This is a genomic window from Micrococcus sp. M4NT (assembly GCF_033790745.1).
Lineage (GTDB): Bacteria > Actinomycetota > Actinomycetes > Actinomycetales > Micrococcaceae > Micrococcus.
Genome location: NZ_JAMYEH010000012.1, coordinates 97,848 through 116,651 on the forward strand (window position 1 = coordinate 97,848; position 18,804 = coordinate 116,651).

Annotated in this window: 18 protein-coding genes, 3 pseudogenes and 1 other annotated feature; of the genes and pseudogenes, 7 read left to right on the forward strand and 14 right to left on the reverse strand. The window is 69.2% G+C overall.

Annotation, left to right across the window (positions count from 1 at the left end; all coding sequences use genetic code 11):
* Nucleotides 1-95: 95 nt before the first annotated feature.
* The 5 genes from NJC10_RS09835 to NJC10_RS09855 all read right to left on the reverse strand — a co-directional run bounded on the left by NJC10_RS09835 (nucleotide 96) and on the right by NJC10_RS09855 (nucleotide 5,474).
* On the reverse strand, nucleotides 96-806 hold the full coding sequence (locus NJC10_RS09835; protein WP_319076275.1) for a DUF305 domain-containing protein: 711 nt from the start codon (nucleotides 804-806) through the stop codon (nucleotides 96-98).
* A gap of 59 nt (nucleotides 807-865) precedes the next feature.
* Complete coding sequence (locus tag NJC10_RS09840; protein ID WP_413466427.1) at nucleotides 866-3,106, reverse strand: copper-translocating P-type ATPase; 2,241 nt, start codon at nucleotides 3,104-3,106, stop codon at nucleotides 866-868.
* Between the two features lie 75 nt (nucleotides 3,107-3,181).
* The gene (locus NJC10_RS09845) at nucleotides 3,182-3,511 is read right to left on the reverse strand and encodes a heavy-metal-associated domain-containing protein (protein ID WP_012801982.1); all 330 of its coding nucleotides are present in this window, start codon (nucleotides 3,509-3,511) and stop codon (nucleotides 3,182-3,184) included.
* A 71-nt stretch (nucleotides 3,512-3,582) separates the two neighbouring features.
* Entirely contained in the window at nucleotides 3,583-4,752 is a 1,170-nt protein-coding gene (locus NJC10_RS09850) for a HAMP domain-containing sensor histidine kinase (protein WP_319076279.1), read from the reverse strand.
* Complete coding sequence (locus NJC10_RS09855) at nucleotides 4,749-5,474, reverse strand: response regulator transcription factor (RefSeq protein ID WP_017488138.1); 726 nt, start codon at nucleotides 5,472-5,474, stop codon at nucleotides 4,749-4,751. The genes NJC10_RS09850 and NJC10_RS09855 overlap by 4 nt, the downstream gene beginning before the upstream one ends.
* Before the next feature lie 156 nt (nucleotides 5,475-5,630).
* Between NJC10_RS09855 and NJC10_RS09860 the strand changes: the two genes are divergently transcribed.
* From NJC10_RS09860 to NJC10_RS11270, 6 genes and pseudogenes are all read left to right on the forward strand, one after another.
* Nucleotides 5,631-6,497, forward strand: coding sequence for a F510_1955 family glycosylhydrolase (locus NJC10_RS09860; RefSeq protein ID WP_298713843.1), 867 nt, complete (start codon nucleotides 5,631-5,633; stop codon nucleotides 6,495-6,497).
* Nucleotides 6,498-6,947: 450 nt separating this feature from the next.
* Nucleotides 6,948-7,262: a transposase gene (locus tag NJC10_RS09865; protein WP_319076283.1), complete on the forward strand. Its 315-nt coding sequence runs from the start codon at nucleotides 6,948-6,950 to the stop codon at nucleotides 7,260-7,262.
* Nucleotides 7,220-7,323 (forward strand) — a sequence feature (AL1L pseudoknot). Its footprint overlaps the gene before it by 43 nt.
* A complete protein-coding gene (locus NJC10_RS09870) occupies nucleotides 7,259-8,080 on the forward strand; it encodes an IS3 family transposase (protein ID WP_319076284.1) in 822 nt (273 codons plus the stop codon). It overlaps the preceding feature by 65 nt. The genes NJC10_RS09865 and NJC10_RS09870 overlap by 4 nt, the downstream gene beginning before the upstream one ends.
* 89 nt (nucleotides 8,081-8,169) lie before the next feature.
* On the forward strand, nucleotides 8,170-9,372 hold the full coding sequence (locus tag NJC10_RS09875; protein WP_319076307.1) for an IS30 family transposase: 1,203 nt from the start codon (nucleotides 8,170-8,172) through the stop codon (nucleotides 9,370-9,372).
* 19 nt (nucleotides 9,373-9,391) lie between these two features.
* Complete coding sequence (locus NJC10_RS09880) at nucleotides 9,392-9,697, forward strand: integrase core domain-containing protein (RefSeq protein WP_319076287.1); 306 nt, start codon at nucleotides 9,392-9,394, stop codon at nucleotides 9,695-9,697.
* Nucleotides 9,698-9,715: 18 nt separating this feature from the next.
* A pseudogene (locus NJC10_RS11270) lies at nucleotides 9,716-9,981 on the forward strand (IS5/IS1182 family transposase); the annotation flags it as partial.
* 315 nt (nucleotides 9,982-10,296) lie between these two features.
* Here the strand turns inward: NJC10_RS11270 and NJC10_RS09890 are convergent.
* Nucleotides 10,297-10,596: a transposase gene (locus NJC10_RS09890; protein WP_319076288.1), complete on the reverse strand. Its 300-nt coding sequence runs from the start codon at nucleotides 10,594-10,596 to the stop codon at nucleotides 10,297-10,299.
* Nucleotides 10,597-10,912: 316 nt separating this feature from the next.
* Here NJC10_RS09890 and NJC10_RS09895 point away from each other — a divergent pair, with 316 nt between their 5' ends.
* On the forward strand, nucleotides 10,913-11,335 hold the full coding sequence (locus NJC10_RS09895; protein WP_319076290.1) for an HIT family protein: 423 nt from the start codon (nucleotides 10,913-10,915) through the stop codon (nucleotides 11,333-11,335).
* Between the two features lie 77 nt (nucleotides 11,336-11,412).
* Here NJC10_RS09895 and NJC10_RS09900 read toward each other — a convergent pair.
* The 8 genes and pseudogenes from NJC10_RS09900 to NJC10_RS09935 all read right to left on the reverse strand — a co-directional run.
* A protein-coding gene (locus NJC10_RS09900; RefSeq protein ID WP_319076291.1) for an IS3 family transposase occupies nucleotides 11,413-12,662 on the reverse strand; the annotation gives its coding sequence in 2 pieces (ribosomal slippage) (nucleotides 11,413-12,353 and nucleotides 12,353-12,662; 1,251 coding nt in all).
* Between the two features lie 136 nt (nucleotides 12,663-12,798).
* Nucleotides 12,799-13,617 carry an AAA family ATPase gene (locus NJC10_RS09905; RefSeq protein ID WP_037161208.1) on the reverse strand — a complete coding sequence of 273 codons (819 nt, stop codon included), beginning with the start codon at nucleotides 13,615-13,617 and terminating at the stop codon, nucleotides 12,799-12,801.
* Nucleotides 13,614-15,011, reverse strand: coding sequence for a Mu transposase C-terminal domain-containing protein (locus NJC10_RS09910; RefSeq protein ID WP_319076293.1), 1,398 nt, complete (start codon nucleotides 15,009-15,011; stop codon nucleotides 13,614-13,616). Before NJC10_RS09910 ends, NJC10_RS09905 begins: the two co-directional genes overlap by 4 nt.
* Before the next feature lie 7 nt (nucleotides 15,012-15,018).
* A complete protein-coding gene (locus NJC10_RS09915) occupies nucleotides 15,019-15,615 on the reverse strand; it encodes a recombinase family protein (RefSeq protein ID WP_319076295.1) in 597 nt (198 codons plus the stop codon).
* Nucleotides 15,616-15,878: 263 nt separating this feature from the next.
* Nucleotides 15,879-16,484 carry a cadmium resistance transporter gene (locus tag NJC10_RS09920; protein WP_319076296.1) on the reverse strand — a complete coding sequence of 202 codons (606 nt, stop codon included), beginning with the start codon at nucleotides 16,482-16,484 and terminating at the stop codon, nucleotides 15,879-15,881.
* A gap of 66 nt (nucleotides 16,485-16,550) precedes the next feature.
* Complete coding sequence (locus NJC10_RS09925; protein ID WP_319076297.1) at nucleotides 16,551-18,455, reverse strand: cation-translocating P-type ATPase; 1,905 nt, start codon at nucleotides 18,453-18,455, stop codon at nucleotides 16,551-16,553.
* Nucleotides 18,452-18,682, reverse strand: a pseudogene (locus NJC10_RS09930) (ArsR/SmtB family transcription factor); the annotation flags it as partial. The pseudogene NJC10_RS09930 and the gene NJC10_RS09925, both read right to left, overlap by 4 nt.
* Nucleotides 18,679-18,804: pseudogene (locus NJC10_RS09935) on the reverse strand (IS5/IS1182 family transposase); the annotation flags it as partial. The pseudogenes NJC10_RS09930 and NJC10_RS09935, both read right to left, overlap by 4 nt.

The following is an 18,804-nucleotide window of genomic DNA, read 5'->3' on the forward strand; positions in this document are numbered from 1 at the left end:
CAGGGCGGCCCATCATCCGCTGACGGCACCACACCTCCAAGGACGGCCCGTCCACCGAACGGGCCCTCCTTGGGATTGTGGTGCGGCGATGCCGGTCAGGTCGCGGGCAGCTCCTGAAGCATCTGTTCCATCTCGGTGATCTCGGCCTGCTGGTCCGCGACGACCTTTTCGGCCAGGGCCACGGCCTGCGGGGTCTGCCCGCCCTCGACCTCGTCCTGGGCCATCTCGATGGCGCCCTGGTGGTGGGCGGTCATCTGCTCCAGGTACAACCGGGCGGCCTCGGTGCCCTGGGCCTGCTCCAGGGCGGCCATGTCCTCCTCGGACATCATCCCGGACATCCCGCCGTGGTCCATGCCCTCCATACCGCCCATGTCTCCCATGTCCACGGGGTCTTCACCCCAGGCGGTGAGCATGGCGTTCATGCGCTCGATCTCCGGGCCCTGGGCGTCGATGACCTTCTGGGCGAACTCGGCCACCTCGGCCGGGATCTCATCCTTGGCCAGCAGCATCTCGCTCATCTCCACCGCCTGCTGGTGATGCGGGATCATCATCTGAGCGAACATCACGTCCGCGTCATTGTGCTCAGCGGAGACCTCCTCGGCCGAACCGGTGGCCGAGCTAGTAGCCGATTCCGTGGCGGACGGTGTCGCGGTGTCCGTGGCCGCAGGGGTGGCGGCGGGGGCGGAGCCGGTCGCGGTGGCCGAGGCCTCAGCGCCGGCGTTCTCGTCCTGGGCCCCGGTGCCGCAGGCGGTCAAGGTCAGGGCGGAGGCCAGGGTCAGGGCGGTCAGCGTCATGGTGTGTTTCATGGTGGGTCCTTTCATGGTGGGTTGAGGGTTCACATCAGGGTTCACGCCAAGGGGCGAGATCAGGAAACCGCAGCCGGCTGAAGGGCAGCCTGCGACCGGGGGTGCTCGAGAGGAGCCAGGTGCTCCGGGTCCAGGTCGGTGCGGCGCAGCAGCTGGGCGTTGAGGGCCACCACGATGGTGGAGACGGACATCAGGATCGCGCCCACCGCGGGGGAGAGCACGAAGCCGATCGGGGCCAGCACGCCGGCGGCCAGCGGGACGGCGAGCACGTTGTATCCGGTGGCCCAGACCAGGTTCTGGATCATCTTGGTGTAACTGGCCTTGGACAGGTGGATCATGGATAGCACGGCACGGGGGTCATTGCCGGCCAGCACCACGCCGGCCGATTCCATGGCCACGTCGGTGCCGGCGCCGATGGCGATGCCGACCTCGGCCCGGGCCAGGGCCGGGGCGTCGTTCACGCCGTCCCCGACCATGGCCACGGACAGGCCCCGGGCCTGCAGTTCGGTGACCTTGGTGTCCTTGTCCTGGGGAAGGACCTCGGCGAAGACCTCGTCGATGCCCAGATCCCGCGCCACGGCCTCGGCGACCTGGCGGGCGTCGCCGGTGATCATCGCGACCTTGACCCCCCGGGCGTGCAGGGCGGCCACGGAGGCCCGGGACTCGGGGCGGATCTTGTCCTCCACGGCGACCGCGCCGATAACGGACCCGTCGCGGACCACATGCAGCACCCCGGCCCCCCGATCCGTCCAGGCCCGGACATCGGCGGCCAGTGCCTCGGGGGTGTCCAGGGTGAGCTCGCGCAGCATGTTCGGCCCGCCGACGAGGACCTCGGCCCCGGCCACGGTGGCCGTGACCCCGCGGCCGGTGGCGGCCTGGAATCCGGTGCCGCGCAGGCCCAACCGGGCGGCCTCGGCATGACTGGTGGCGGCGGTGACGATGGCCCGGGCCACCGGGTGCTCGCTGTCGGCCTCGGCCGCGGCGGCGTAGGCCAACAGCTCGGCCTCGGAAATGCCGGGCGCCGCGGCGACACCGGTGACGGCGTGGGCGCCCTCGGTCAGGGTGCCGGTCTTGTCAAAGAGCACCACGTCGATGGTCCGCATCTTCTCCAGGGCCATCCGGTCCTTGATCAGCAGCCCGGCCTTGGCGGCGCGTTCGGTGGAGATCGCGATCACCAGCGGGATGGCCAGGCCCAGGGCGTGCGGGCAGGCGATCACCAGCACGGTCACGGTGCGGGTGACCGCATCGGTGGGCTGACCGATCACGGTCCACACGATCGCGGTGATGATCGCCGCCCCCAGGGCGAACCAGAACAGCAACGCGGCGGCCCGGTCCGCCAACGCCTGGGCCCGGGAGGAGGACTCCTGGGCGTCGGCGACCATCCGCTGGATCCCGGCCAGAGCGGTGTCGGCGCCGACGGCCTCGATGCGCACCCGCACGGTGTTGTCGGTGGCCACGGTCCCGGCCACCACCCGCTCCCCGACGGTGCGGGCCACGGCCCGGGATTCGCCGGTGATCATCGACTCGTCGAACTCCGCGGCGCCTTCCAGGATGGTCCCGTCGGCCGGCACGCGGGCCCCGGAGCGCACCAACACGGTGTCCCCGACCGCCAGCTCGCCGACGGGCACGGTCACGGTGTCTCCGTCCACGATCTTCTCGGCCTTCTCCGGCAGCAGCGCGGCCAGGGCGTCCAGGGCGGAGGATGCCGCGCCGAGGGCGCGCATCTCCATCCAGTGCCCGAGCAGCATGATGGTCACCAGCAGGGCCAGTTCCCACCAGAAGTCCAGCATCAGGTCCCCGATGCCCAGGGAGGTGATCCAGGAGGCGACGAAGGCCACGGTGATGGCCATCGCGATCAGCAGCATCATCCCCGGCTGGCGGGAGCGCACCTCGTTGAGTCCGCCCTTGAGGAAGGGGGCGCCGCCGTAGAGGTAGATCACGGTGCCCAGCACCGGGGCGATCCACGCCGAACCGGGGAACTCAGGGACGTGGTAGCCCAGCAGTTGTCCGACCATGTGGCTGAAGAACACCACCGGGAGTGACAGCACCAGCGAGACCCAGAACCGGTTCTTGAACATCGCGGTGGAATGCCCGGCGTGCTTGCCGTGGTCATGGACCTGGTGCTCCTCGTCCAGGGCCGAGTGGGCGTGGCCCTGGGGCATGGCCTGCCCGTGGGTGGCCGCGTCCGCGGGGTGGTGGGCGGCATGGTCGGTGTGGTTGGCGTGGCCGGCGTGGGGGTTCGGGTCTGGGTGTTCGGCGGTCTGGTCGGTGGGGTGATCGTGGTGGTGCGGGGTGCTCATGGTGTTCCTTCTGCTCGGCGGTCTGTTCGGCGACCGGCTCAGCGGTGGGGCGCCGACCTCGAGGGGATGGGTCGGTTAGATCCGGACGCGGTAGCCGGCCGCTTCGATGGCCGTCCGCACGGAGTCCGCGGAGGCGGGCCCGGTCACGGTGACGGGGGAGGCCCCGCCGGCGACCAGTTCGACCCGGACATCGTCCACCCCGTCCAGGGCGCTCACGGCCTCGGTGACGGAGCCCACGCAGTGTCCGCAGGTCATGCCCTCCACCTGGTAGGTCGCGTCGCCGGCGCTCGTCCCGGTTGGGTCGGCACTCTGGCGCCCGGCGGGGGCGGTGGCGTCGGCGGCTGGGGCGCAGCACGAGCAGCCGTTGGTGGCCCCCGGCAGCGGGGTGCGGGCGGATTCGGTCATGACGGTCTCCTTCAGGTCTGAGGGCGGCGCCGGACGGCGCCTCTCCTCTTGGTATATACCCCCCGGGGGTATCATTCAAGGGGTGGAGCGCCGGTGTTCACGGTGGATAAACGGGTGCGCCGGTAGGTGGGCTGGTCGGGGGGCCGCTTGGTGGGCAGGTCGATGGCGAACGTCGCCCCGGCCGTGGTGGAGGTGGCGCTCAGGGTGCCGCCGTGGGCCTGGATGAGAGCTCGGGAGATGGCCAGGCCGACCCCGGAGCCGCCGTGGTCACGGTCGCGGGCGGTGTCCCCGCGGTAGAAGCGTTCGAAGACGTGCGGCAGGTGCTCGGGAGAGATCCCCTCCCCGGTGTCGGTGACGCTGAGCGTGACCCCGGACGGGCTTTGTCGGGCCTCGAGGGTGACCCGGCCCCCGGCCGGGGTGTGGCGCAGGGCGTTGGTGAGCAGGTTGCCCAGGACCTGGCCCATGCGCTGGCGGTCCACGTCCACGGCCAGGCCCGGATCGGCGTCCATGGTCAGGGCCACGCCCTTGGTGGCGTAGGCCTCCTTGTGGGCCTCGGTCGCGGCATGCAGCAGCCCGCTGACCCCTTGGGGGCTGCGGTCCAGTTCGATCCGGCCCTCCTCGGCGCGGGAGACGTCGTTGATGTCCTCCACCAGCCGGGTCAACCGGGCCAGCTGCTCGCCCATCAGCTCACCGGTGGGCTCGTCCCAGTGGGACACCCCGTCTTGCAGGGCCTCGTGGTAGACGGTCAGCACGGAGACGGGGGTGCGCAGCTCGTGGGCCAGGTCCGAGAGCATCCGTCGACGGGTGTCCTCGGTGCGCTGAAGCCGTGCGGCCATGGTGTTGAAAGACCCTGCCAGCTCCTCCACCTCGGTGCCGGCGCCCATGGCCGGCACGCGGGTGTCGTACCGTCCACCGGCCATGGCCTTGGCCGCCTGGGTCAGGGCGTTGATCGGACTCTGGATCCGGCGGGCGACATGCCAGGTCAATGCCAGACAACAGATCAAGGCCGTGGCCAGGGCCACGCCCAGGGTCCAGAAATTGGCGTCCCGGTAGGCCTGCTCCACGTGCAGCACCTGGGCTGCATCGTGTCCGGCCCCGGCCTGTTCCAGGTGCTCGTGGAACAGTGGTGGGCCGGCCAGGGAGGCCACCACCACCGCGGCCAGCACGCTGGCCCCCACCACCAGCAGCTGGGCGAGGAAGAACCGGGCCGCTAATCCTTGGTAGCGCCGCCGGCCGGTCATTGCTCCGCCATCCGGTAGCCGACCCCGCGGACGGTGTCGATATAGCGGGCCGGGTCCGCGTCGAGCTTGCGGCGCAGGTTCTTGATGTGCACGTCCACGAGCCGTTCATCGCCCACCCAGGCCGGGTCCCAGACGATATCGATCAGCTGGCGCCGGGAGAAGGCCTGGTGCGGGCGCCCCGACAAGGCGGCCAGCAGGTCGAACTCCGTGCGCGTTAGTTGCACCACCTGGCCCGACACGCGGGCCTCGTGGGCGGCCAGGTCGATGACCAGGTCACCGCAGACCCGTTCCGGTTCGGGGGCTGACACCGTTGTGCGCGGCCGGCGCATGACCGCCCCCACCCGGGCGACCAGCTCCCGGACGCTGAAGGGTTTGGTGATGTAGTCATCGGCCCCCACCGCCAATCCCTCCAACCGGTGGTGCTCATCGCCGCGGGCGGTGAGCATCAGCACATAGCACTCGGAGAAGGCCCGCACCCGCCGGCACACCTCGATCCCGTCCAGCCCGGGCAGGCCCAGGTCCAGGACCATCACGTCGGGCTCGTGAACCCGGGCGGCCTGCACTGCGGCCGGGCCGGTGTGGGTGAGGGCCACCTCGTAGCCGGCCCGCTCCAGGTAGGTGGCCACCATGCGCGCCAGCGGCTTCTCGTCATCGACCACCAACACCCGGCCGGCCGCCGGACCAGTCCCAGTGTCAGTCCCAGTGCCAGTGCCAGAGTTCATGGGTCCAGTCTCGCTCTGTCTCGCGCCCCGGCGGCTCAGAACGGTGCCGGGGCGGGGAATCTTCATCGAATCTTCAAGGCAAACCGCCCCATCCCGGCGCGTCACCGGCCGACAATGGTAGAAGCCCCGCCTTTTGGCCCGGGGCGGAAAGGCTCCATGACCCCCCTGACCCGCAGAACCCTGATCGCCGGCGGGCTGACCCTGCTCGGCGCTGGCACCCTCACCGCCTGCGCCGCGCCGAACCCCGCGACATCCCCGGCGGCCGGCACCGGCACGCAGGGCACCGGCACGGCCATCACCCACGTCCATGCCCTCACCCGGGACCCCGAGTCCGGTGAGGTGCTGCTGGCCACCCACCAGGGCCTGTTCCGGCTCCAGGACGGGGAGCTGACCCAGGTCGGTCCGGTCGTGGACTTCATGGGTTTCACCCTGACTCCCGAGGGCCGCTACCTGGCCTCGGGTCACCCCGCGCCGCGCACCGGCCTGCCCGAGCCGCTGGGCCTGGCCGAGTCCACCGACCGGGGCCAGAGCTGGACGGTGCTCTCCCGCGGCGGCGCATCCGATTTCCACGCCCTGGCCGCCGGCCCGAACGGGGTCCTCGGCTTCGATGGGCAACTGCGCGCCAGCACCGACGGCCTCACCTGGCAGAGCCTTGAGATCCCCGTCGCCCCGGCATCGCTGGCGATCTCCCCCCAAACCGGGACCGTGCTGGCCACCACCGAAACCGGCATGTTGCGCTCGACCGACCACGGCGCGACCTGGACCACCCTGGACACCCCCCAGCTGATGCACCTGGTCGCCTGGGCCGATGACACCACCGCCGTGGGCGCCGGCACCGAGGGACACCTGCTGACCAGCACCGACGCCGGCGACACCTGGACCGCCAGCGACCGCCCGGTCGGCACGGCCACCGCCCTGGGAACGGGCATCACCGACGACGGGCAGACCGAAGCACTGCTGGTCGTCGGCTCGACCGTGCTGTCCACCACGGACGGCGGGAACACCACCGAATCGCTGCTGTGACCTCCTCCCGCCGCCCCCTGTCCGGCTGGCCCGCCCTTCGAACCGTTCTGGGCACCCTCGTGTTGATCCTGGGCCTGCTCGGGATGCACGCTGGTACGGGCACCAGCGCGGCTTGGGCCGCCACCGGTACGGCCGCCGCCACAACTGTTCATCACCTCGGGCCGGGGGCCATCGGTCCGGCCGGCATGGTGCCCGAGGTCGTGCTCCCGGCCGAGCCTGCCGGGGATGAGGCAGCCGACCCCGGGCTGCCGGTCTGTGCCCTGGAGGCCGTGGACGATACCTGCGCCTCGGCCCTGACCAAGGCACCTGTCGTGTCCCACTTGGCCTCCCGGGCCCTCCTGCCTAGCCCCGGTGGGGGACTGACCGCACCACCCCTGCCCTGGGTTGCCCATTTCCGGCCCCTGAAGCGCCCTGGGTTTCGTTCCGATCCCAACGAAGGAGAATCGGAACATGCCCAAGAAGTTCAGCCCCGAGCTGCGTGAGCGCGCGGTCAGGATGGTCCTGGAACGCCAAGCCGCCCAGGGAGGGCCCCGTTCACATTCCATCCGGGCGGTAGCCCCGCAGCTCGATGTCAGCGAAGAGACCTTGCGGATGTGGTGCCAACGCCACGGCCACGAAGTAGCCCAGGCACCGGCCTCAGAGACCCCCGCGGAGGAGATCCGCAGGCTCAAACGCGAGCTCGCCGAGGCACGGCGCGCGAACGAGATCCTCAAAGCCGCCTCGGCTTTTTTCGCAGCGGAACTCGACCGCCCCACGACGAGATGATCGCGTTCATCGACGAACACCGCGATCAGTTCGGGGTCGAGGCCATCTGCCGCACCCTCCGTGCGACGGAATGTGGGTTCATCACCTCCCGCGGCTACCGCGCCGCGAAGACACGACCCAGGTCTTCGAGAACGCTGCGGGACGAGATCCTCGTGGAGGAACTCCGCCGGATCCACGCGGAGAACTACAGCGTCTACGGCGTCCGAAAGATGCACCACGCGATGGCCCGCGCCGGGTGGGAGATCGGCCGGGACCAGGTCGCCCGACTGATGAAGCTCGCCGGCGTGGAAGGGGTGCGGCGCGGACGTAAGCCGATCACCACGAGGCCGGCAGGCGAGCCGGATGCTCGTCCTGACCTCGTCGAGCGCTGCTTCACCGCCCAGCGGCCGAACCAGCTGTGGGTCGCTGACATCACCTACGTGAGGATCCTGGGCGGGTTCTGCTACGTCGCTTTCATTACTGACGTCTACTCCCGGCGCGTCGTGGGATGGGCGGTCTCGGGCAACCTGCACACCGCGGGGCTGCCGCTGCTGGTCCTGGAGCACGCCCTGTTGAGCACGGGAGCCAGCCGTAGCCGGCAGGGCCTGATCCACCACTCGGACCGAGGCAGTCAGGGTGGATTCAATCGGTCGTCGCAACACCCCCGGAGTCACTGGAGGTATGGGCGATGGCCAGCAAGGACTGGGCAAGGAAGATCAGTGACGCGCCCGAGGGCGCGCGTCGGCAGTGGAGAGCAGATCGGGCTCTGCGGGCCCCGATGCGCTCTCCTGGAAGGCCGCAGCCCTCACGAGAGGTGCAACGTCAGTTTTGGCGTGTGATCGCCACCGGTGTCACCACGGTCGAGGCGTCGCTGGCGGTGGGCGTGTCCTGGCCCGTCGGGGCGCGCTGGTTCCGTCACGCTGGCGGCATGGCCCCACTGTCCCTGGCCGAGCCCACCGGCCGGTACCTGTCCTTCGCTGAGCGTGAAGAGATCGCAATCCTCCACGCTCAGGGCCACGGGGTGCGTCAGATCGGGCGTGCCCTGGGACGTGATCCCGGCACGATCAGTCGCGAGCTGCGCCGTAACTGCGCCACCCGCTCCGGGAGCAAGGAGTACCGGGCCACGGTGGCGCAGTGGAAGGCTCAGGAGGCGGCCAGGCGGCCCAAGCCGGCGAAGCTGGCCACGAACCAGCGGCTGCATGACTACATCCAGGCACGCCTGAACGGGGTGGTCCTGGGCCCCGATGGCGTGGCCGTGCCAGGACCAGTCGGGCCCGGTTTCAAGGGGCGGAAGATGAAACCGCGCCGGGCGGACCGGCGATGGTCTACGGCGTGGAGCCCTGAGCAGATCAGCCACCGGCTGCGCCTGGAGTTCCCGGATGATGAGTCCATGCGGATCTCTCACGAAGCGATCTATCAGTCGCTGTTCATCCAGGGGCGTGGGGCGCTCACGCGTGAGCTCGTCGCGTGCCTGCGTACCGGGCGGGCTCTGCGCGAGCCGCGTGCGCGTACCCGGAACAAGCCCCAGGGGCACGTCACCGAGGATGTGGTGTTCAGCAAGCGCCCACCCGAGGCCGCTGATCGTGCTGTGCCCGGGCACTGGGAAGGGGACCTGATTATCGGGACCGGGCGTTCAGCGATCGGGACTCTGGCCGAGCGGAAGAGTCGGGCCACGCTTCTGGTCCACTTGCCCCGCCTGCAGGGATGGGGTGAGCAGCCGCCGGTGAAGAACGGGCCGTCGCTGGGCGGGTACGGGGCCGAGGCGATGACCGCGGCCCTGACTAAGGCGATGACGGGCCTTCCCCAGCAGCTGCGTCAGACGCTCACCTGGGACCGAGGTGGAGAGTTGGCTGGGCATGCTCAGTTCACGATGGCTACGGGCACGAGAGTGTTCTTCGCGGACCCGCACTCTCCGTGGCAGCGGCCGACGAACGAGAACATGAACGGGCTGCTCCGGCAGTACTTTCCCAAGGGAACTGACTTGTCGCGCTGGTCTGCGGACGACCTCGCCGCGGTCGCGTACACGCTGAACAATCGGCCCCGCAAAGTCCTGGGGTGGAAGACCCCTGCAGAAGTCTTCGCGGAGCAACTAAGCTCCCTGGAGACAAGCGGTGTTGCAACGACCACTTGAACCCGCCCAGTACGTTGCGGTGCGATACACCCAGCGGCTATCCGAGGCCGGTGCAGTCGCCTCGGTCGGCTCGACGGGGGACTCGTATGACAATGCCCTCGCTGAGGCGTTCAATTCGCTGTTCAAGGCGGAGCTGATCCGGAACAAGGGGCCATTCACGTCCATCGAGGACCTGGAGATCGCGGTCGCGGAGTACATCGACTGGTTCAACCATCGCCGTGTGCACGGCGAGATCGGGCTGGTCCCTCCGGTCGAATTCGAGGACGTCTACCATCATGAGAATCCCGTGCCGGCGCCTGCCGGGGCGGCACTTACGAGCTTCTAACAAACCCGGGGCGATTCAATCGGGCGCTCACGGGGCGGGCTGAGCACCAAGATCCATCAGCTCGTCGATGGCGCCGGGATGCCGCTGGTCAGCCTGATCACCCCAGGCCAGGCAGGGGACTCGCCCATGCTGCTGCCGCTGCTGGAACAGCTGCGTGTGACCCGTCCGGTAGGGCGGCCTCGGACCCGCCCCGCGGCGGCCGACCCGTAGGCCTCGACGCGAACGCCTACAAGGGCCGGAACGTGATCGAGCGCCAGTACGCACACCTGAAGCAGTGGCAGGGCCAGGACGCTTGCCCGAGCCGCGGCGGATCGAGTGGCAGCAGCGGACACGCACGAGCCGGCAGGCCTTCAACGTCTGGTGGTCCGACACGGCCAGGCCACGGCCGCGGAGCTTCTCAGCCAGGAACCGGTATCCGAACTCCGGGTCATCGGCATGGGCGTCGAGGACGGCGTTGGCGGCATGCGCGTCGGACCATTCCCGCGCGCTGACAGGTTCGGCCGGCCACTGGTAGTAGGCCTGACGGGTGAACCCGAGGACCCGGCAGGAGAGTTTCACGGGGATCCCGTCGCGGGCCAGGTCCTTCACGACGGGATAGGTCATTTTGGGGACTGGCCCAATTTCAGGTTCGCCTGCGACAGATACGCGGCGGCGCGGCGTAGGACCTCGTTCTCCATCTCCAATTCGCGGTTGCGGCGCTTGAGTGCCTTCAGCTCCTCGTTCTCAGCTTTGGTGACGCCGGGCCGGATCCCGGCCTCGAGATCGTCCTGGGCCAGCCAGCGACGCAGGCAGGACTCGGTGATGCCGAAGTCCTTCGCGACCTGCGCGATCGGCATCTGACCCTTGCGGGCGATGCTGACCACGTCCTGGCGGAACTCTCGGGGGTATGCAGCGGGCATGAGGACATCCTTCCAGCAGCCCCTCCCGGGACCACAGATCAGATGTCAACCAAACTCAGGGCAGACCCACAGTTGTTCCTCTCGTGATGGTGGGGTGTTCAGCGCGATGCCGTCAGAGAGTGAACATGGCTAGGAAGATAGCAGTGCAGAGGCGCAGTGGAGATAGGGCGAGACGCTCGGAGTGTGAGGGGCTGGTCTCGCGCTCGTGGAAGCGCAGCCGCGAACGGTCGTTTGCTGCGGGCGAGATCCATGCCAGTTGGCTCGCCAGCTCACGCATCTCTCCTCCCGGCGGTGCAGGCCCTCCTATAGTCGGACGATGGGAATCTCCTGCCCCTTCTGCGAAGTCGCCGAGCGGCGCACCCCCGCCCATGTGGTCACCGAAGGTGCGCTTTCGCTCGTCTTCCTTGACCTCTATCCGGTCGCAGACGGTCACTGCCTCATCACCCCTCGGCGCCATGTCCCCACACTCTCCGACCTCCGACCCGAGGAAGGCGCCGAGATGTTCACCCTCGCCACGCGAGTGGCCGGCGTCATCCGTAGGACCCTGGCTCCCGCGGTGAACCTGCACCTATCAGACGGCGTTGAAGCCGAACAGGACGTGCCCCATGTTCACCTGCACGTGATCCCTCGCCACCGCGACGATCAGGTGTCGATCCACCTGCCCCCGTCCTCGACCCCGACAAGCCCGGAAGCAACCGTAACGGCGCTACGGATTGGGATGCACATACAGAGCAGCTAGGCAGATGCGGCACAACCGGTCGTTTGTGGCGTCCTCACGGGCCTTGACCCTTGATCGTGGACACGGTGTCGGTTCGGTTATGCCGCTTCCGTGAGGGTAGCTGACCTCGCGGCGTCGTAGGCGTTCTCGTAGCTATTTGGGCTCACCTGGCCGATCGTGGAGTGGCGTCGGCGGGTGTTGTAGCGGTTCGCCCATCGGAACACGGCCCGGTAGGCCGTGGCCTGATCTGGAAATGCGGCCCGGCCCTCGAGTAGCTCCCGCTTGAGCGCGGCGTTGAAACTCTCCGCGAGTGAGTTGTCGGCACTCGTGCCCACCGCACCCATGGACTGGACGACGGTGAGCTGCTCGCAGAGGGCCGCGTAGGCCTTCGAGGCGTAGACGCTGCCGTGGTCGCTGTGAAACACGGCGCCGGCGAGACTGCCGCGGTCGCGGGCCGCGGCGCGGAGTGCGTCCTCGACGAGTTCGGTGCACATGTGGTCGGCGACCTGCCAGCCCGCGAGCTTGCGGGAGCCGAGGTCGATGCACGTCGCGAGATACAGGTTCGACCCGTCTGCGATCGGGAGGTAGGTGATATCGCCGACGTACCGGCGGTTCGGCTCCCCGATCGAGAAGTCCCGGCCGATCAGGTCGGGGAACTTCCTCCCGGACTGGTCCGGGATCGTGGTCTTCACCCGGCGTCGCAGCCGGATCCCCACCAGCTGGTGCTCACGCATCACGCGGGCGACGCGCTTGTGATTCACCCGCTCGGCGGCGGTGGTGACGCCGTCGTTGAGGTCGGCGGTGATCCGGGGTGCCCCGTAGGCGCGGTCGCCGCCCTGGGCGGGGTCCTGCAGCACCCTGATCCGTGCGGCGAGGGCTGTATCTTCGGCCGCTCTCGCCGCCCGTCCCGGAGCCGCCGCGAGCCAGGCGTAGAACGACGACCTCGCGATCTCGACGATCTCGCACAACCGCTTCACGCCGTAGGCGTCCTTGTGGTCCTCGACGAACTGGAAGCGGTTCACCAGTTCGTCTCCCCGGCGAAATACTTCGCCGCCTGACGGAGGATGTCCCGCTCCGTCTCGAGCTTCAGCTTCTCCGCCTTCGACGCCGCCAGTTCCGCCTCCAGCCGCACGATCCTCGCCGCCTGCGACTCCGACCGCCCCGACGTGGGCGGCGACATGGTGCCGGCGGTCGTCGTGCCCGAGCCGTGCTTCTCGACCCACTCCCGCAGCGCACCGCGGGAGATCCCGAGGTCCGCCGCGATGCCATTCAACGTCGCACCGGGCGTCGACTCGTACAAGTCCACCGCCCGCTGCCGGAACTCGTCCGTGTAGTTCTTCCTAGCCATCCCTCGGATTCTCGCTTCCCCATCATCGTGTTGGAATCAGCGTGTCCAAGATCAGGGGTCAAGCGCCCACCATGAGACTCCGAATTGTGACTTCGTCTGCTGAATGGCGGGGTTCTTCGGTCGCTTCGTGGCGGGGTCAGGTGACACCGATGACCAGGGTGCTCTGTGCGGCTTCGATGACGTCGTTGGTGATGGTGTCGAGTTCGTTGATCTTCAGGACCCGCTGGATCTGGGGGAAGAGGCGTTCGAGGAGCCGGAAGTTGCCGCGGGTGATCCGTGCGATGGCTGCGATGGCTTGGGCGTCGGTGAAGTCGTCGGGGTCGAGGGTCTTGCCGAGGGATCGCCAGTGTCGCTCGAGGACGAACAGCAGTTCGTCTTGTCCCAGGGGCCGGTACTGGTGGGCGAAGCCGACTCGGCTGTAGAACTGGGGGTAGTGGCTGAACTGCTTCTCCAGGCCGGGCATGCCGATCAGGATCAGGGCGATGTCGTCGCGGTCGTAGCGATCGCGCAGCAGTTCCAGAGCGGCGGGACGCAGTCGTTCGGCCTCGTCGACGATGATCAGCTCCACGTAGTTCCTGCCGTGTCGCCATCCCCAGGCCTCGGGAGTGGCCGTGCCGGGAGGTACGAGGTGCTGCTCGATGCACATGTTGGTGCGGGTGATGGCTTGGGTCAACTCGTCCTTCAGGGTCCGCGGGGTGGTCAGCACGCTGGGGGTGTAGAGCACGGTGCGGCTCCGGTTCAAGGCGGCGTAGATCTTGGCGTCGTTGTCGGAGCGCGGCCCCCAGTAGGTCAGCAGGTCATGAGCCTTCTCGTAGTGTGCGTAGCGGCGCGCGGAGAGTGTCTTTCCTACGCCGGCTGATCCGAAGCACAAACCGATGGTGTGCCCGCGGCGCACGGCGTCGGCGAACTCGGTGAAGCGGCGGTGCTCCTTGGTGACGATGAAGCGCTGGCTCACCTGAGGTCCTCCTTGTAGATCTTCAACGCCGACCTCGGCGCCGGAGCCGGTGCTTCGGTGATCCGTGGCGTCTCGGTAGGTGCGGCCACGAGGGCGATGCGTTCGTTGATGCCGGCTCGCAGCGCCCGGCGGCGGGCGTTGCGCGCGGCCTGGATCTCCTTGAGGCTGACCTTCTGGTCGTGGTGCTCTTGGTTGACGGCCTTGCAGACGAATTCGTCGTGATCGAAGACGCGGATCTCGGTGATGTCGCGGGGGTCGTAGCGGATCACGACCGAGCGTCCGACGTAGCCGGCCAGAGTTGGCGAGATGTAGCGCAGGCCCTGGAAGCGGATGCCATCGCGGCGCACGACGCGGGTCTTGGCGACGGTCAACAGCAGTCTGTCGAGGTCTTCCAGGCTCTCGGGCATTCGGGGCAGCCAGCCATCGGCGATCCACGCGCTGCGCGGGGAGGTTCCGAGCTCGCTGTGCGTGCGGTCGTTGTAGGTGGCCACGAACGCCTCCAGGGCGCTATCGAGGGCGGCCAGGGACAGTTTCGGTGTCGGCCAGGGGTGCCCTTCGGTGATGTGTCCGGGCAGGGTGGCGAGTAGCTCGGTGTTGATGGTGCCGAAGAACCGCTCGATCTTGCCCCGTCCCTGGGGTCGGGCGACGGTGGAGTGGATCAGTCGGATGTGGAGGTCGACGGCGGTGTGGGCGAGCTGGTCACTGGTGAAGTCGCTGCCGTGGTCGACGTAGAGCACGTCGGGCAGGCCGCACATCGGCCAGGCCGGGTCGGTCTTGTGCCAGATCGCTTGGCGCAGCGCCAGGGCGGTGTTCATCGCCGACGGTGCGCCCAGGAAGACTGTGTAGCCGCAGACCGCCCGGGAGCAGTCGTCGAGGATCGTTGTCAGCCATGGCCGTGCGGGCTTGCCGTCGGTGCCCACCACCAGGATGTCGAGCATGGTGTGATCGGATTGCCACATCGCGTTGGGCAGCTCTGCTTGCCGGCGGAGTACCAGCTCGTGCTTGTCGCGGTAGGACGCTGCGCCCTCCAGGGCGAGGGTGACCATGCCGGGATCCAGGGTCCGCACGATGTCCCACACCACGGAGTAGGAGGGGACCGGCCACCTCCGGGCGGCGCAGATGCCGGTGACTTTGCGATGGATCGTGGCGATGGCCGGCCGCGGCTTGCTCAGTGCCAGGCCCTCGATCAGGTCGACGAGGTCGGGCGGAAGGCGGCGGGAGCCGGCGTCCGCTCGTGAGGCTGTCTCCAGTCCGGCGTAGCCGTCGGCGCGGTAGCGGGCGTGCCAGCGCTCCAGGGTCCGCAGCCCTACATCGGTCTCGCGAGCTAAGCGCGTGAGGGGCACCTGGTCCTCGACGTGGAGCCTGAGGATTCGCCACCGCGCTCGAGCGTCCACGACGCACCTACTGCAAGGCGTTCTCGCGCCCGCGCTCGGCGCGCTGAAGGGCGCGGTAGACCGTGGAGCGGCCCACGCTGAACAGCTCGGCCAGCTCGCCCACGGTGTGCTCGTCGGCAGCATGTAGCTGGACGAGGTGAGCTTCTTGCCGGGGGGTGAGTTTCGGTGACTTCCCGCGCAGCCGGCCCTTGGCCTTGGCGACCTTCATCCCCTCGCGGGTGCGGGCACGGATGAGGTCGGCTTCGAACTCGGCGACCATCGCCAGCACGTTGAACAACAGTTTCCCCATCGGGTCGGTCGGGTCGTACACCGATCCGGCGATGCTCAGCTTCACTTCCCGCGCCGCGAGGTCGTCGGCGATCTGGTGGGCATCACGGACTGAACGCGCCAGCCGATCGAGCTTGGTGACCACGAACGTATCGCCGTCCCGACAGGCAGCCAGCGCCTGCCGCAGGCCCTCACGGTCGGCGTTGCGGCCCGTGAGCCCTTGATCGACGTAGATGCGCTTGGGATCGACGCCGAACGCCGCGAGTCCGTCACGCTGCGCGGTCAGGTCCTGCTCGTCGGTGGAGACTCGGGCATAGCCGACCTTCAAGGGGGACATGCTCCCCAGTGTGTCATATAGCCTCCCTTCACCGGACAGTTCACCGGACGGGTCTTACGGGACAGCCCGCCAGGCGTGCCGTCGTTCCTCTCGATAAGTAGCGGTGGTGTCCGGTGAGGGTTCCACTTACGGGACGGTCAATGCTCATGCCGCAGACCTCCCCCTCCCGCCGCAGAAGAGGTAACAGCGTTTGCTCCCGAGGACCGCGACGTTCTGTCAGTCGTCGTTGAATTTCCAGTGATGTCGGGCGCCGCGGGCGTGAGCTACAAGCCGAAGGCGCCGCCCTCGAGGAGGATGACGATGCCGAGGCCGATGAGGACCAGCGGGAAGAGGATGTGTTCCCAGCGTTCGAGGATCTCGGCGATGGGCCGGCGGGTGGCGACGTACTTGGCTGCGAGGACGAGGAGGCCGACCAGGGCGAGGAAGACGAGGCAGTAGGCGATGATCGCGGTGGTGGACGCGGTGGCGAAGACGGGGACGTAGGCCCCGATGTTGTCTCCGCCGTTGGCGAACGTCACGGCGGCCACGGTCAGGACTCCGACCTGCTTGTCGGCGACCTTGGCCTCGTCATCGTCGTCGTCACCGCGGTTGCGCCACGCTCGCCATGCCGCGTAGAGGCCCAGGGCGAGGGGGATGAGCCCGAAGTAGGGCAGGGCGTCCTCGGGCAGGAAGCTGCGGGCCCCGAGGGAGATCACCACGGCGGCGAGCAGGATGCCCCCGAAGCCGAGGTACTGGCCGAGCAGGATCTTGCGGGTGGTGCCCCGCTGGCCGGCGCCGCGGGCGTAGAAGAGGGACAGGACGATGATGTCGTCGATGTTCGTGGCCACGAACAGGCCGATCGCCTGCAGGATCGGGGTGAGCAGTTCCATCGGTGCCTTTCAGGGCGCGCCGGACCGCCGGCGGTGGGTCAGTGGGGCCGCGTTGGTCCGCGGGGGTCAGTGTCCGCGCGTGGGCTGGTGGGTGCGTGCGGCGCGCAGGCCGTTGAGGATGACCAGGACCTCGGCGACTTCGTGGATGAGTACGACGGCGGCCAGGCCCAGGACGCCGGTGATGGCCAGGGGTGGCAGCGCGGCGATGATGAGCAGTGACAGGACGATGTTCTGGTTGACGATGCGCCGTCCGCGTCGGGCGTGGGCGATGGCCTGGGGCAGCAGGCGCAGGTCCTGGCCGGTGAAGGCGATGTCGGCGGACTCGATCGCGGCGTCGGAGCCGGTGGCTCCCATCGCGATCCCGACGTCGGCCGCGGCCAGGGCGGGGGCGTCGTTGATGCCGTCACCGATCATCGCGGTGGGCCGGCGCACGCTGAGCTCGCCCACGGCGGCGGACTTGCCTTCGGGGCGCAGCTCGGCGCGCACGTCGCTGATGCCGGCCTGGGCCGCGAGGGCGCGGGCGGTGCGCTCGTTGTCTCCGGTCAGCATCGTGACGTCGATGCCCTGGCCCGCCAGGGTCGTGATGACCTCGGGGACCTCGGGACGGAGCTCGTCACGCACCCCGATCGCCCCGGCGACCGCGCCGTCGCGGTGGACGACGACGACCGTCATCCCCTGGGCCTCCAGGTCACGGACCCGGTAGGTGAGGTCGCCGGGGTCGACCCAGCGGGGGCTGCCGACCAGCACTACGGCGCCGTCGACGGTGCCGTGGATTCCGTGGCCGGCTTCCTCGGTGGTGCCCTGGGCGGCGGGGATTGTGGGGGCGGCGTGGGTGATGGCGGTGGCGAGGGGGTGGGTGCTGTACTGCTCGAGCGCGGCGGCCCAGGCCAGGACCTGTTGCTCGGTGACGTCGGCGGCGGGGACGACGGCGGTGACGGTGGGCTGGTTGCGGGTCAGGGTCCCGGTCTTGTCGAAGGCGACGTGCCCGATGTCCCCGAATCGTTCGAAGATGGCACCGCTCTTGATGATGACGCCGAACTTGCTGGCCGAGCCGACCGCGGAGACCACGGTGATCGGCACCGCGATCGCCAGCGCACACGGGGAGGCGGCCACGAGCACCACCAGGGCGCGGGTGATCCAGGTCTGCGGGTCACCGGCGAGTGAGCCGATGAGCGCGACCAGCACGGCCAGGACCAGGACGCCGGGCACGAGCGGACGGGCGATGCGGTCGGCCAGCCGGGCGCGTTGCCCCTTCTCGGCCTGGGCGCGTTCGACCAGGCTCACGATCGTGGTCAGGGAGTTGTCGGTGCCGGGCGCGGTCGCCTCGACCTGCAGGGCTCCGGCGGCGTTGATCGCCCCGGCAGACACCTCATCACCGGGGCCGACCTCGACGGGGATGGACTCACCGGTGATCGCCGAGGTGTCCACGCTGCTGTGCCCGCTGCGGACGATGCCGTCGGTGGCGATGCGCTCACCGGGCCTGATCAGCATGACCTGCCCCGCGGCCAGGTCACGGGCCGGGACGCTCGCGCTATGGCCGTCGGTGAGGACGGTGGCGCTCTGGGGCACGAGCTTGAGCAGCGCGCGCAGCCCGGCACGCGCCCGGTCCATCGCCCGGTCCTCCAAGGCCTCGGCGATGGAGTAGAGGAAGGCCAGGGCCGCGGCCTCCTCCACGTGGCCGAGGATGACCGCGCCGGTGGCGCTCATCGTCATGAGGAGCGCGATGCCGAGCTTGCCCGTGGCGAGCTTGCGCAGCGCACCGGGGACGAACGTGGAGGCCCCGAGCAGCAGACCGACCCAGAACAGCACCAGCGCCGCGCTCTGGGCGCCGGACCACTCACAGGCCAGCCCGGCGACGAACGCGACCCCCGAGGCGATGGGGATCAGGACGGCGCGGTCAGCCCACCACGGGGTCTCGTGCTCGTCGTCGGTCTCGAGCTCCTCGACGGGGGTGTGGGTGGTCGCCCTCATGCCACGGTCCCGCTCGGGCAGCAGCCGGGCACCGTGCAGGTGGCATCCACGCACGGGGCGTTCTCATCGACGGCCAGCGTCACCTCGACCAGCGCGGTCATCGCCGCCCCCAGGTGGGGGTCGGCGATCTCGTACCGCGTCTGGCGCCCCTCGGGCTCGGCCACGACGATGCCGCAGTCCCGCAGGCAGGTGAGGTGGTTCGACACGTTCGACCGGGTCAGGCCTAGGGCATGTCTGACAATCGTTTGGACCACGCGAGCACAGCGTTCAACACCACGGCGGCCCGGTAGACGATCGCGTACTTGTCGTACCGGGTCGCCAGGCCCCGCCATTGCTTCAGGTGCGCGTA